At 32.5% G+C, this 12,494-nt stretch carries 15 protein-coding genes; 4 read left to right on the top strand and 11 right to left on the bottom strand.

What is annotated here, in order from left to right:
* Positions 1-50: 50 nt before the first annotated feature.
* A complete protein-coding gene (locus AC5ZCW_RS06790) occupies positions 51-1,328 on the bottom strand; it encodes an MFS transporter (RefSeq protein ID WP_343541260.1) in 1,278 nt (425 codons plus the stop codon).
* Positions 1,329-1,596: 268 nt separating this feature from the next.
* Here AC5ZCW_RS06790 and bshC point away from each other — a divergent pair, with 268 nt between their 5' ends.
* From bshC to AC5ZCW_RS06775, 3 genes are all read left to right on the top strand, one after another.
* Positions 1,597-3,186: a bacillithiol biosynthesis cysteine-adding enzyme BshC gene (gene bshC, locus AC5ZCW_RS06785; RefSeq protein ID WP_496118687.1), complete on the top strand. Its 1,590-nt coding sequence runs from the start codon at positions 1,597-1,599 to the stop codon at positions 3,184-3,186.
* A 125-nt stretch (positions 3,187-3,311) separates the two neighbouring features.
* Positions 3,312-4,583, top strand: a complete 1,272-nt coding sequence (locus AC5ZCW_RS06780) for an acyltransferase family protein (RefSeq protein ID WP_496118685.1) — start codon at positions 3,312-3,314, stop codon at positions 4,581-4,583.
* Between the two features lie 219 nt (positions 4,584-4,802).
* The gene (locus AC5ZCW_RS06775; RefSeq protein ID WP_012026941.1) at positions 4,803-5,222 is read left to right on the top strand and encodes a nucleoside-diphosphate kinase; all 420 of its coding nucleotides are present in this window, start codon (positions 4,803-4,805) and stop codon (positions 5,220-5,222) included.
* 149 nt (positions 5,223-5,371) lie between these two features.
* Here the strand turns inward: AC5ZCW_RS06775 and AC5ZCW_RS06770 are convergent, their stop codons facing one another.
* Positions 5,372-5,668, bottom strand: a complete 297-nt coding sequence (locus AC5ZCW_RS06770; protein WP_281633617.1) for a DciA family protein — start codon at positions 5,666-5,668, stop codon at positions 5,372-5,374.
* The gene (locus tag AC5ZCW_RS06765; RefSeq protein WP_496118682.1) at positions 5,649-6,089 is read right to left on the bottom strand and encodes a lipocalin family protein; all 441 of its coding nucleotides are present in this window, start codon (positions 6,087-6,089) and stop codon (positions 5,649-5,651) included. Before AC5ZCW_RS06765 ends, AC5ZCW_RS06770 begins: the two co-directional genes overlap by 20 nt.
* A gap of 382 nt (positions 6,090-6,471) precedes the next feature.
* On the opposite strand from AC5ZCW_RS06765, the gene AC5ZCW_RS06760 reads away from it, so the two are divergent.
* On the top strand, positions 6,472-7,011 hold the full coding sequence (locus AC5ZCW_RS06760) for a hypothetical protein (protein WP_496118680.1): 540 nt from the start codon (positions 6,472-6,474) through the stop codon (positions 7,009-7,011).
* Between the two features lie 302 nt (positions 7,012-7,313).
* Here AC5ZCW_RS06760 and ftsY read toward each other — a convergent pair whose 3' ends face one another.
* The 8 genes from ftsY to AC5ZCW_RS06720 all read right to left on the bottom strand — a co-directional run bounded on the left by ftsY (position 7,314) and on the right by AC5ZCW_RS06720 (position 12,443).
* Complete coding sequence (gene ftsY / locus AC5ZCW_RS06755) at positions 7,314-8,267, bottom strand: signal recognition particle-docking protein FtsY (RefSeq protein WP_177212408.1); 954 nt, start codon at positions 8,265-8,267, stop codon at positions 7,314-7,316.
* Between the two features lie 187 nt (positions 8,268-8,454).
* Entirely contained in the window at positions 8,455-8,607 is a 153-nt protein-coding gene (locus AC5ZCW_RS06750) for a DUF4295 domain-containing protein (protein ID WP_008468081.1), read from the bottom strand.
* A gap of 75 nt (positions 8,608-8,682) precedes the next feature.
* Entirely contained in the window at positions 8,683-8,865 is a 183-nt protein-coding gene (gene rpmG / locus AC5ZCW_RS06745) for a 50S ribosomal protein L33 (RefSeq protein ID WP_008253902.1), read from the bottom strand.
* A 27-nt stretch (positions 8,866-8,892) separates the two neighbouring features.
* Positions 8,893-9,129 (bottom strand): 50S ribosomal protein L28, encoded by a 237-nt coding sequence (rpmB, locus tag AC5ZCW_RS06740; protein ID WP_008468080.1) that lies wholly within the window; start codon positions 9,127-9,129, stop codon positions 8,893-8,895.
* A 71-nt stretch (positions 9,130-9,200) separates the two neighbouring features.
* Complete coding sequence (locus tag AC5ZCW_RS06735; protein WP_496118674.1) at positions 9,201-10,454, bottom strand: CinA family nicotinamide mononucleotide deamidase-related protein; 1,254 nt, start codon at positions 10,452-10,454, stop codon at positions 9,201-9,203.
* Between the two features lie 179 nt (positions 10,455-10,633).
* Positions 10,634-10,978 carry an Hpt domain-containing protein gene (locus tag AC5ZCW_RS06730; RefSeq protein WP_008468078.1) on the bottom strand — a complete coding sequence of 115 codons (345 nt, stop codon included), beginning with the start codon at positions 10,976-10,978 and terminating at the stop codon, positions 10,634-10,636.
* The gene (locus AC5ZCW_RS06725; protein WP_289057565.1) at positions 10,978-11,589 is read right to left on the bottom strand and encodes a fumarylacetoacetate hydrolase family protein; all 612 of its coding nucleotides are present in this window, start codon (positions 11,587-11,589) and stop codon (positions 10,978-10,980) included. The genes AC5ZCW_RS06730 and AC5ZCW_RS06725 overlap by 1 nt, the downstream gene beginning before the upstream one ends.
* Before the next feature lie 83 nt (positions 11,590-11,672).
* A complete protein-coding gene (locus AC5ZCW_RS06720; protein WP_281633620.1) occupies positions 11,673-12,443 on the bottom strand; it encodes a 3'-5' exonuclease in 771 nt (256 codons plus the stop codon).
* Positions 12,444-12,494 lie beyond the last annotated feature (51 nt).

Raw genomic sequence — 12,494 nt, 5'->3', positions numbered from 1 at the left:
AAAAGCAGTAATTTTTTACATTACTGCTTTTAAATATTTTTATGAAAAACCTAAAACTTATGTTCGTCTTTACTAATTACTAAAAAGGCAATTAAAGAGATTAAGGCTGCGGTAACTAAATAATATCCTACATAACTAACATCATAAGTCTTAGCCAGCCAAATTGCAATCATAGGCGCAAATGCAGCTCCAAGAATTCCAGCCATATTAAAAGTCAAAGATGCTCCGGAATAACGAACGTTTGTTGGAAACAATTCTGACAGAAATGTTCCTAAAGGCCCGTAAGTAAAACCCATTAAAGACATTCCTATACAAGCAAAAACAGTTACCAAAGTTATATTTCCTGCACTTAAGAAATAAGAAAAGAAAAAACCAAAAACAGCGATCGCAGCTGTAGCCACAATAAGCATTTTACGTCGGCCTATTTTATCTGCAACTACTGCAGAAACTGGAATAAACAACGCAAAAAACAATACAGAGAACAATTGTATTAGCAATCCATCACGTTTAACAATTCCTAAATCTGAAGTTGCCCAGCTCAATGTAAATACCGTCATTAAATAAAAAACTAAGAATGTTGTAATAGCGGCAAGAGTTCCAAAAATCAACTGATTTTTATAAGATTTCACCAATTCTAAAAAAGGAACCTTTACTTCTTCTTTTTCCTTTTTCGAATTTTCAAAAGAAGGCGTTTCAGTAATTTTTGTTCGAATATAAAACCCAACGATTACCAAAAGTGCACTGGCAATAAACGGAATTCTCCATCCATAATTCATAAAATCCTCATTGCTCATTGAATCAGTAAGCAATAGAAAAGTTCCTCCTGAAAGCAATAAACCGATTGGAGCTCCTAATTGCGGAAACATTCCGTACCATGCGCGTTTATTTGGTGGCGCATTCTCGATCGCAAGCAAGACTGCTCCTCCCCATTCTCCGCCTAAACCAACTCCTTGTCCGAATCTACAAAGCATCAACAATAATGGAGCTGCAACACCAATACTTTCATAACTTGGCAGGAAACCAATTGTTACGGTAGAAATTCCCATTGTCAATAAAGCTGCTACAAGGGTAAATTTACGTCCAATTTTATCTCCGTAATGTCCAAAAAATGCAGAACCTAAAGGGCGCGATAAAAAGGCGATAGAAAATGTTGCTAAAGATTCTAGAGTCGCCATTGTCGAATCTGAGCTTGGAAAAAATAATTGTGGAAAAACCAATACGGCCGCATTGGCATAAATATAAAAATCAAAAAATTCGATTGTGGTACCTATAAGGCTTCCAAAAAGAACATGTTTTAAAGAGTTCTTTTTACTTGGGTTATTTTTCATGAAAACTGATATCTTTTTTATTTGCAAAAATAGAGTTTCATTATTAAAAATTCACAGTTACATCAATTACTTTCATAACTAATTTACATTTTTAACAAATTATCTAAATTTTCAATTTTCAATAACCTTGCAAAATAAAAAATTAAAAACTTGATTTCAACGCTTTTAAAAACATCAGAAAAAAAATCAAATCTTAAGCAATTGTTAATAGCGTTTTTAACTGTATATTTTCATTAAATTTACAGCTATCAAAAATAAATTTAAAATTATGCCTACCGACTGTATCAGCTTTCAATCTTCTGGATATTTCTCTAAATTAATGCAGGATTATTTAGATCAAAAACCAGAATTAAAACCGCTGTACAATAATTTTCCAACCTTACAAAATTTCGAGAAACAAATAGCCGAAAAAGCAGCTAATTTTGATCCGAACAACCGAACAGTATTGGTTGACGCTCTGCATAAACAATATCAAAATATTGAAATTTCAGATTTAACGAGACAAAACATTTCGCTTTTAGCACTCGAAAATACTTTTACCATCACCACTGGCCATCAGCTAAATTTGTTTAGCGGGCCATTATATTTTTTATATAAAATTATTTCGACAATTAATTTGACCAAAGAATTAAAATCGAAATACCCTTCGTACAATTTTGTTCCAGTTTACTGGATGGCTACAGAAGATCACGATTTTGAAGAAATTAATTATTTTAATTTTAAAGGAAAAAAAATCCGTTGGAATGCAGAAAGCACAGGTCCTGTCGGAAGACTTTCAACCGATGGTTTAGAAGATTTATTTGAAGTTTATTCTAAAGAACTAGGTTCGAGTTCTAATGCAAATACCCTAAAAAAGCTGTTTGAAAACGCTTATTTAAAACATGAAAATCTAGCAGATGCAACTCGTTACTTAGCAAACGCGCTTTTTGCCAATTACGGTTTAGTAATTATAGATGCAAATACTGCCGATTTAAAACGTGCTTTTATTCCGTTTGCGAAAGAAGAATTAGCAAATCAGACTTCATTTAAAGCAGTTCAAAAATCAATTGAAGAACTTGCAGATTATACCGTTCAGGTAAATCCGCGTGAAATTAATTTGTTTTATATTGAAGATAAACTGCGCGAAAGAATCATTTTTGAAAATGATAAATATTGGGTAAATAATACCAAAATTTCATTTTCAAAGGATGAAATTTTCAAATTACTAGAAAACAATCCTGAAAAATTCAGCCCAAATGTAATTATGCGTCCGTTGTATCAGGAAATAATTCTTCCTAATCTTTGCTACATTGGCGGAGGTGGAGAAATTGCTTATTGGTTAGAATTAAAAGCTTTTTTTGATGCCGTAAATATTACTTTCCCAATAGTATTAGTTCGAAATTCAGTTCTTTTAGCAACCGAAAAACAAGTTAAAAAAGCTGATAATTTGAATTTAACTTGGAAAGATTTATTCAATAAGTCGGAGAATTTAATAAATGAGATTACTCATAAACTTTCACCATTTCCAATAGATTTAACTCCCCAAAAAGAAGCGCTTGAAAAACAGTTTAATTATCTTTTTGAATTAGCTGAAAAAACAGACAAATCTTTTACCGGAGCCGTAAAAGCACAGGAAGTGAAGCAAAAGAAAGGCCTTGAAAATCTAGAAAAACGTTTGCTAAAAGCGCAAAAAAGAAAACTTCACGATCAATTGCAACGTGTAACCGATTTACAATGCGAGCTATTTCCAAACAATAGCCTTCAGGAGCGCCAAGCTAATTTTTCTGAATTTTATTTAGAAAAAGGAGAACAGCTGATTCCGCTTTTGATTCAAAAATTAAAACCTTTAGAACATAATTTTGACATCATAATAATCTAAAATAATTATCTTTAGAAATTCAAAAGCGATAATTGTAGGAACAAATAACCAGCACATCTCCTAAATTATTGCTCTCTCAAACCAAATAGAATTATATTTTTATAACCTATTAACGAACTAACCTGATGGTAAGAGAACGCCTAATTTCGCTTGATGTCTTTCGCGGACTGACTATTCTATTGATGACTATTGTAAACAACCCTGGTGATTGGGGAAATGTCTATCCTCCGCTTTTGCACGCACAATGGAATGGCTGTACACCAACAGATCTTGTATTTCCATTTTTCATCTTTATAATGGGAGTTGCCGTACCGCTAGCAATGCCAGAGAAAACGTATGACGAAACAACATTCAATAAAATCTTGATTCGTTCTTTAAGAATGTTCTGTTTAGGAATCTTCTTTAACTTCTTTGGAAAAATTCAGTTGTTTGGTTTAGACGGAATTCCACTTTTAATTGGCAGATTGATTATTACTTTTGCTGTTGGTTATGCGCTGATGGGAAATTTTAGCAACAGACTAAAAAACATTTTTGCCTTTAGCATTTTAGCCATATATCTCATTTTAGCTTACGGAGGATTTGAAAATTATGCCGATGTAAGACTTCCTGGGGTGCTACAACGTATTGCTGTTGTCTATTTTGTAGTTTCACTTTTATACTTAAAAACAACACGAAAAACTCAGCTTATTAGCGGAATTGTTTTGCTTTTGGGCTATTGGGCGGTTATGACTTTAATTCCTGTTCCTGGACTTGGAGAAGCTAATTTAGAAAAAGGAACCAATTTAGCTGCTTGGGTTGACAGCGCCTTTCTAAAAGGGCATATGTATCACGAAACCAAAACTTGGGATCCAGAAGGAATTTTAAGTACAATTCCATCAATTGTAAACGGGATTATTGGCTTATTTATTGGTCAAATCTTACTTTTAAGTGTAACTAAAATCCAGAAAGCCCAAAGAATGGGAATGATCGGGACTGCATTAATTTTTTTCGGTTTAATCTGGGATTTAGTTTTCCCGATAAACAAATCGATCTGGACAAGCAGTTATGTCGTATACACAACAGGACTAGCAACAATTTGTCTTACTGCATTATATTACCTAATTGATATAAAAGAATTCAAAAAAGGCTTTAAGCTATTTGTAATTTGGGGAGTAAACCCAATGATTGTTTTCTTTGCCTCACAAATTATCCCGCAAGCTTTGGTCATGATTCATTTTCAAAATCCGTCACTTCCAAGCGAACAGATCAATCTGTTAGATTACTTGTACCGATTTGGCATCGCGCCATTTTTCAGCAATCCAATGACAGCATCTTTAGCTGGCGCATTAACTTATGTAGCAATCTGGACATTTATTTTATGGATTTTTTATAGAAACAAATTAATCTTTAAAGTATAATTTTTTAAACCATATATGTAGAGGCGCACAACAGTGCGTCTTTTTTATTGTCAACATTTGTTCATATTAGATGCTCTGCAGTGCATCTCTACATATATACCAATCAATATAAAACACATTTTTGTCCAAAACATCATTCTAAAGCGTTTTATTTATGATTTTATTAAAATCAATTCATAAAAAAAGTATACTTTTGCACAAAATTTAATAAAATACAAAATGGCAACAAATAGAACTTTTACAATGATTAAACCAGATGCTGTTGCAAACGGACACATCGGGAATATCTTAGCAATGATTACTAATGGTGGTTTCAAAATCGTTTCATTAAAATTAACTCAATTAACTGTAGCAGATGCTAAAGCATTTTACGCAGTTCACGCAGAAAGACCTTTCTACGGAGAATTAGTTGAATTTATGTCTCGCGGACCAATTGTTGCTGCTATTTTAGAAAAAGACAACGCAGTAGAAGATTTCAGAACTTTAATTGGAGCTACAAACCCAGCTGAAGCTGCTGAAGGAACTATTCGTAAAGCATACGCTACTTCAATTGGAGAAAATGCAGTTCACGGATCTGACAGTGACGAAAATGCTGCTATCGAAAGCGCATTCCACTTTGCAGGAAGAGAGCAATTCTAATAATTTTAGATTGTAGATTTCAAATTTTAGATTTTAGATTGCAGATTGCTTAATCTAATGATCACAAATAAAAAAATCCATTTGCTAAGCGAATGGATTTTTTTTTATACCGAAAAATCTAAAATCTAAAATCTAAAATTCTAAGAAGTCTATCGTAAAACGACATCTTTCACCACTTCACGCCCCAATTCTTCATTGATCATTTTTACGATTTTATATTTTCCATGAGTCAATTCTTCACGCAGAACAGAAGAACCTAATTCAACATAAAGCGTACTGCCTTTCAAAACAACATTTCGGGTATATGTATTTACACCATTCCCCATAAGCTGCCTCCAAGCCTCACGAACATCAATTTCATCCATTCCAGGTTGCAATTTATTCACCTGAATAATTTGCTGTAAAACAGCACCAATTGTCGTTTCGCTATTTAGTCTTTTCGCCATCGTTCATAAGATTTACAGGTCCAGTTTTTTTATAATGATATTCTATTTTTTGCGGGTTTTTAACCACTAATTTGTCATCTGAAAGTGAAATAATTTCTTCGCTCCATTTTGTATACTTCGTTTTATAATCTAGAAAAACATGTTCTCCTGTAAAACGAACTGAAACGTTCTCAAAAGTGTCTGTTGTCAAAAACGTTCCGTCAAACTGAGGCATTACTTTCGTTCGAACTCCTTTATTATTTTTAATTTGAAAAAAATCAAAAGTCTCGTTCATCTTATATTCCTTCTCTTCTCCTTTATCAAAAACCACTTTTTCAATCTCCCAATAGCCATTTAGTTTAGCAATATCTGCAGGTTTTATTTCTTGTTTACAGCCTGCAAACAAAAGCGAAAAAACCATAATCACAAAAATGTTTTTCATACTTAAAAATATTAAAATTTATTCTTTTTTTTATTTAAATGTAGTCGAAAATTAAGGAGCTGATTCTAGTTGTCTACTGTGTCTTTTTTATCACTTGACAGCTATCGAGAACAACAAAAGGATGCCTCTACACTCAAGACTAGGCTTCCCATTTTCAAAAGAAATCTTATCGAATTACAAAGATAATTTTATAATCATCAAAAGAAATATTTTTCTACTGAATTATTCCACTAAAACAAGAACTTTTTATACGAAAAAAGTCTTACTCCAATATTTTAAAAACTTATAAGGGATCAAAATCCCAATAAAATTTAAAAAACTTAAGCATCAAATTAACTCAAAAAAAATTCTTAGTCTCAAAACCTAAATCCCAGATTTAAAAATGAAAAACATACCGATATTACTTTTTACTGCTTCTCTTTTATTTTTAAAATGCAACAAACCAATACCACCAAAAAATGACCAAAAACATTTTATATCAGTAAAAAACTTACCAAATAGCGCAACAAGTGCAAAACTGAAGGATACATTTGCTATTAAAAACAATCAGATATCTCCAATAAAAATCACAAAAGCAACATTACTTAACAATGATTACTCCCAACATAAAGACATTAGTATAACTTTTAAAAACCTAGGCAAAAAAAATATAAAAGCAATTAAATTTGAATGGTTCTGCATCAATTCATTTGACGAACCAGCAAACGGAAGATATTTTTATGGGGAAGGAAGATTTACAGAAAACTCCACGTCTTTATTAAAGGCAAATCAATCGAGAACTGAATTTTGGGAGGACTTTTCTACAGATGCAAATAAAATTATAAAAATAAGAGCTTATTATATCGTTTTTACCGATGACACTAAATGGGAACTTAATGAAGATTTCAGCCACCCGTTATTAAAAGGACTTAAAAAAAAATAAATCCCATAAAAATTAAACTTTTTCAGATACTCAAATTAGAAACTTTAATCAAACAGAAAAGAGTCTTGAAAAACTTAAAAGCAGTCTAAGCTTTAGTTTTTCAAAACTCTCTTCTGTTTCAATACTACAAATTATCGATTAGTCTTTATCCTCTTAAGAACACCCAAAAAAAACAAAACAATACCTAGAACCAATAAAATATAGTATATCGAAAGATTTTTATCCTTTAAAACATTTGCCAGAACAAAAGATAGTACACTAGCGAAATAGAAGGTTAAAGCTGATATATTTTTCATTATAAATTATTTAAAAAAGCTATCGACGAACTCATATTTATTAAAAACTTGCAAATCTTCAATTCCTTCGCCAACACCAATGTATTTAACTGGAATTTGAAACTGGTCTGAAATACCAATTACAACTCCGCCTTTTGCAGTTCCGTCCAATTTTGTAACTGCCAATGAAGTTACTTCTGTTGCTGCTGTAAATTGTTTAGCTTGTTCAAAAGCGTTTTGACCAGTCGAACCATCTAAAACCAAAAGTACGTCGTGAGGAGCATCAGCAACTACTTTCTGCATGACACGTTTTACTTTCGAAAGTTCGTTCATTAAATTCACTTTATTATGAAGACGCCCAGCTGTATCAATAATAACAACATCTGCATTTTGAGCCACAGCTGATTGCAAAGTATCAAAAGCGACAGAAGCTGGATCACTTCCCATATTTTGTCTTACAATTGATACACCAACACGGTCAGCCCAAACTTGTAGCTGATCTATCGCTGCTGCACGAAAAGTATCTGCTGCACCCAAAACAACTTTGTGTCCCGCTTTTTTAAACTGATAAGCCAATTTACCAATAGTCGTTGTTTTTCCAACACCATTTACTCCAACAACCATTAAAACATAAGGCTTTTTATCTTTTGGAACTTCAAATTCTGTTGCTTCACCTGTATTTGTTTCAGACAGTAAAGCTCCTATTTCATCTCTTAGAATCTGATTTAATTCATCTGTTCCTAAATATTTATCTTCAGCAACACGTTTTTCAATTCTTTCAATGATTTTTAATGTAGTATTTACTCCAACATCAGAACCTACAAGAACTTCTTCCAGATTATCTAAAACATCATCATCAACTTTAGATTTACCTGCAACGGCTTTGCTTAACTTCGAGAAAAAAGTAGTTTTTGTTTTTTCAAGACCTTTGTCTAAAGTCTCTTTTTTTTCGCTAGAGAATAATTTTTTAAAAAAACTCATTTTTTGTAGATTATTAGATTTACTAGATTTCTCGATTTTCAAGTAAGAAATCCAAATCTTTAAAGAAAGTGCAATTGTTTTTTAAAAAACGTCCAATTGTTACGATTCTTTAAATTTTTAGACAAATATAGGTAATAAAAAAGCTACTTCCGAATGAAAGTAGCTTTTCTATATAATGTAATTGTAATTATTTCTTTTTCAAGAATTCATCAACTTCTTCAGGAGCCATAATAGATTCTACGAATGTATATGCACCAGTTTTAGGAGATTTTACCATTTTGATGGCTTTTGATAATCTCTTAGAAGATGTTTGTAACGATGCTACGGTTTTCTTTGCCATGATTCAAATGTTATTTGAAGCTTTTATAAAACTCTCATGGCTAAACCATTCGAGATTTACAAAAATCTCTAATTATTACTTAATTTCTTTATGAACAGTTACTCTTTTTAAGATTGGATTAAATTTTTTAATCTCTAATCTATCTGGAGTATTTTTTTTGTTCTTAGTTGTAATATATCTAGAAGTTCCTGGAACACCAGAAGTTTTGTGCTCAGTACATTCTAAAATTACTTGGATTCTATTACCTTTCTTTGCCATCTTGCTATATATTTATTTAGGAAAAGATTATTTGATAAATCCTTCTGACTGCGCTTTTTTCAAAACTGCAGTGATTCCATTTTTATTAATTGTTTTTATCGTAGATGCTGCTACTCTAAGAGTAATCCATCTATCTTCTTCTGGAAGATAAAAACGCTTTTTAACTAAGTTTACAGAAAACTTTCTCTTAGTTTTGTTCATAGCGTGAGAAACGTTATTTCCTACCATCGCTCTTTTACCTGTAAGGTCACAAACTCTTGACATTATACTTATCTTTTATCGTTATTCAAAATCAGGGTGCAAAGAAAAGAAAAATAAACCATTGTAGCAAAAAATTATTGCACAAATTTTAAAATTTCTTTCTGTAAAATTTCTAAACTCTTAACTGATGCCCTATCTATCACTTTTTCACGCGGTTGTCCGAAGTTAAATTCCTCCACAATTACTCCCTCTGGTGTTGCCAAAGCAATAAAAACAGCTCCAATTTCGGCATCAGAATCCCCTTTTGAAGGTCCCGCATTACCTGTCGTTGCTAAAGCATAGTCAGTTTTCAGCAAATCTTTCACACTCAGCGCCATAGCCGAAGCAACCTCAGCACTTACAACCGAGAACTGATCAATTAAATTTTGCGGAATTCCCAAAACATTCACTTTTGCTTCTGTTGCGTAAGAAACCACACTTCCTTTAAAATAGCTTGACGAACCCGGAACAGACGAGAGCAACGAAGCGATTCTTCCTCCTGTACAACTTTCTGCCGTTGAGATTGTTTTACTTTGTTTAGAAAGCAATTTACCAATTACTGTTTCGATTGTCTCGTTTTCTTCGTAGCCTACAATTATATCATGAATTATAGCATCTAAAGACTGAACATTAGATTCTATTGCTTCTTCTAATTCTTCTTTATTAGTCCCTCTGGCGGTCAAACGCAAACGAACTCGTCCCGGATTTGGCAAATAAGCCAATTTTATAAATTCCGGAAGATTATTCTCCCATTGCTCAATACGTTCTGCCACTAAACTTTCACCTTGACCGTAAGTTAATATGGTTTTGTGAATAATATATGGACGTTTGTATTCGCGGACAATTTTCGGAATTATCTCTTCCTCTACCAAATATTTCATTTCATACGGAACCCCTGGAAGCGAAATAAAAACGGTATTTTCTTTCTTCATCCACATTCCTGGCGCTGTTCCCACTTTGTTATGCAAAACAGTACAAGTTGACGGAACTAGAGCCTGATCTTTGTTCAATTGAGAAATCGGTCTTTTATAAAAACCTTCTATCAATTCGGTCACATGCACCAAAACTTTTTGATCTACAACTAACTCATCATTAAAGTATTCACAAAACGTTTTCTTTGTAACATCATCTTTTGTCGGTCCTAATCCGCCAGTCACAATAACAACATCTACTTTGTTTTGCAATTGAGCAAAAGTATCTAAAATATGTTTTTTGTCATCGCTTATTGACAGCATTTCTGCAACCTCAACTCCAATTCTATCGAGTGATTTAGCAATAAAAGCCGAATTTGTATCTACGATTTGACCAATTAAGATTTCATCTCCAATAGTAATAATTGCTGCTTTCATAATCAGTGAAATATTTTTGTTGCTTAAATAAATAAGCCAATAATTTATAAGTAGAAAATTTAAATTTTGTCTTGGAAGGAGGTATTAACGGCTTTTACAAACTATAAGCCTGTTTACAAAATTTAAAAAATGTTTTGACTTATTCCTTTTACAAAAACAGGAATAAGTCAAATTTTATATTAAAGATCGAAATCTTTTTTAATTTCTTTAATCGCCTCTTTTACTTGTACCTTAATACTTTTAAAAGTTTCGATAATATCTTTTTTCTTGCCTTCAGCTTTTGTCCAAGCCTCAACTTGCAAGATTTCTTCAAAAGCCACATTTAATCCCATCAGATCCAATGTAGGTTTTATTTTATGAGCATAGGAATAGGCGTATTTATGATCCTTCTTTTTAATTCCTTCTTTGATTTGTTTCAAATCTTCTGGAACTTCTGTAACAAATAAAGTTAAAATCTGATTTACAAATTCAGGATCGTTATCTGAAAGCGCATATACTTTCGAAAGGTTGTACTTTAAAGCCATTATTTTACTTGTATTCTGAATAATTTTTTATCTTCTAAAAAGCCTTCTAAAACATCATTTGGTTTTACAGCCGCAACACCTGCTGGCGTTCCTGTAAAAATAATATCTCCAATTTTTAAAGTAAAAAACTGAGATACATGTGCGATTAATTCATCAATCTTCCAAAGCATCATGCTCGAATTTCCTTTTTGAACTGTTTCTGAATTGCTTCTTAATTCAAAATTAAGATTTTCCATAGAAACAAAATCAGTTTTTGGCAAAAAATCACCAATAACCGCAGAACCGTCAAAAGCCTTGGCTTTTTCCCACGGAAGCCCTTTTTCTTTCAATTTACTTTGCAAGTCTCGTGCTGTAAAATCGATTCCCACACTTATTTCATCGTAATATTTATGAGCAAATTTCGGTTCAATATATTTCCCTACTTTATTAATCTTTACGATTATTTCAACTTCATGATGAACATCTTCAGAAAACTCTGGAATTACAAACGGATGCTGTTTCAGCAAAACCGCAGAATCAGGCTTCATAAAAACAACAGGCTCACTCGGACGCTCGTTTTTCAACTCTTCTATATGATTGGCATAATTCCTGCCGACACAGATAATCTTCATTCTATTTTAAGTTTCTAAGATGCCAAGACACTAAGTTTCTAAGGCAAAAACTCAGAACCTTAGAAACTTAGCGCCTTAGAAGCTTACTTCGTATTTAATTTTCTTAATTTAATTGCTGTCAAAACTTTTTTGGTATATAGAGGAAAATCAGCATTTTGGATCCAGCTGAAATATCCTGGCTCTGTTTCTAGAACCTTCTCTACTTTTGCACCTTTATGTTTTCCAAAAGTAAAAATTTCTTCGTCATCTTTATCAAAAGCAATCATTCCGGCAAAATCTGCTATTTTTTTACGTGTTGTAAATTCAGATAAAGATTTCATGTCGTTTTCTAATTCTGGATAACGATCTAATTGCGCTTTCAAGATTTCGTAAGTCGCCATTGTATCAGCTTCTGCCGAATGTGCATTATCCAAATTTTTTCCACAATAAAATTTCAAAGCAGCACTTAAGGTACGCTCTTCCATTTTATGAAAAATTGTCTGCACATCTACAGAAACCTTATTTTTCATATCAAAATCAACTCCTGCACGAAGCAGTTCTTCTGCCAGAAGCGGAATATCAAAACGGTCCGAATTAAATCCGCCAAGATCACTGTCTTTTATCATATTGTGAATATGCGGAGCAAGTTCTGCAAAAGTTGGTTCGTTGGCTACTTTTTCGTCTGTTATGCCATGAACTGCAGTAGTTTGTGGAGGAATTGGAATTGTTGGATTAACCAGCCAGGTTTTACTTTCTTTGTTTCCGTTAGGAAAAACTTTGAATATTGAAATTTCTACGATTCTATCTTTACCGATGTCAATTCCCGTTGTTTCGAGATCAAAAAAGCAAATTGGCTTGTTAAGTTTTAATTCCATTTCTAATTTTTATAAGTTTACAAATGTAATTTTTAAAGCGGAATATCTTCC

The sequence above is a fragment of the Flavobacterium sp. PLA-DH12 genome (assembly GCF_059511845.1).
Note: the sequence above shows the minus strand (reverse complement) of the source record. Positions and strands in the feature narration are given on the sequence as shown.

Coding starts and splice junctions, on each gene's coding strand:
- AC5ZCW_RS06735 (WP_496118674.1), bottom strand. CDS start 10,454: ATGAAAGCAGCAATTATTACTATTGGAGATGAAATCTTAATTGGTCAA.
- AC5ZCW_RS06720 (WP_281633620.1), bottom strand. CDS start 12,443: ATGGAATTAAAACTTAACAAGCCAATTTGCTTTTTTGATCTCGAAACA.
- AC5ZCW_RS06725 (WP_289057565.1), bottom strand. CDS start 11,589: ATGAAGATTATCTGTGTCGGCAGGAATTATGCCAATCATATAGAAGAG.
- AC5ZCW_RS06765 (WP_496118682.1), bottom strand. CDS start 6,089: ATGAAAAACATTTTTGTGATTATGGTTTTTTCGCTTTTGTTTGCAGGC.
- rpmG (WP_008253902.1), bottom strand. CDS start 8,865: ATGGCAAAGAAAGGTAATAGAATCCAAGTAATTTTAGAATGTACTGAG.
- rpmB (WP_008468080.1), bottom strand. CDS start 9,129: ATGTCAAGAGTTTGTGACCTTACAGGTAAAAGAGCGATGGTAGGAAAT.
- bshC (WP_496118687.1), top strand. CDS start 1,597: ATGCCTACCGACTGTATCAGCTTTCAATCTTCTGGATATTTCTCTAAA.
- AC5ZCW_RS06730 (WP_008468078.1), bottom strand. CDS start 10,978: ATGGCTTTAAAGTACAACCTTTCGAAAGTATATGCGCTTTCAGATAAC.
- AC5ZCW_RS06775 (WP_012026941.1), top strand. CDS start 4,803: ATGGCAACAAATAGAACTTTTACAATGATTAAACCAGATGCTGTTGCA.
- AC5ZCW_RS06780 (WP_496118685.1), top strand. CDS start 3,312: ATGGTAAGAGAACGCCTAATTTCGCTTGATGTCTTTCGCGGACTGACT.
- ftsY (WP_177212408.1), bottom strand. CDS start 8,267: ATGAGTTTTTTTAAAAAATTATTCTCTAGCGAAAAAAAAGAGACTTTA.
- AC5ZCW_RS06770 (WP_281633617.1), bottom strand. CDS start 5,668: ATGGCGAAAAGACTAAATAGCGAAACGACAATTGGTGCTGTTTTACAG.
- AC5ZCW_RS06760 (WP_496118680.1), top strand. CDS start 6,472: ATGAAAAACATACCGATATTACTTTTTACTGCTTCTCTTTTATTTTTA.
- AC5ZCW_RS06750 (WP_008468081.1), bottom strand. CDS start 8,607: ATGGCAAAGAAAACCGTAGCATCGTTACAAACATCTTCTAAGAGATTA.
- AC5ZCW_RS06790 (WP_343541260.1), bottom strand. CDS start 1,328: ATGAAAAATAACCCAAGTAAAAAGAACTCTTTAAAACATGTTCTTTTT.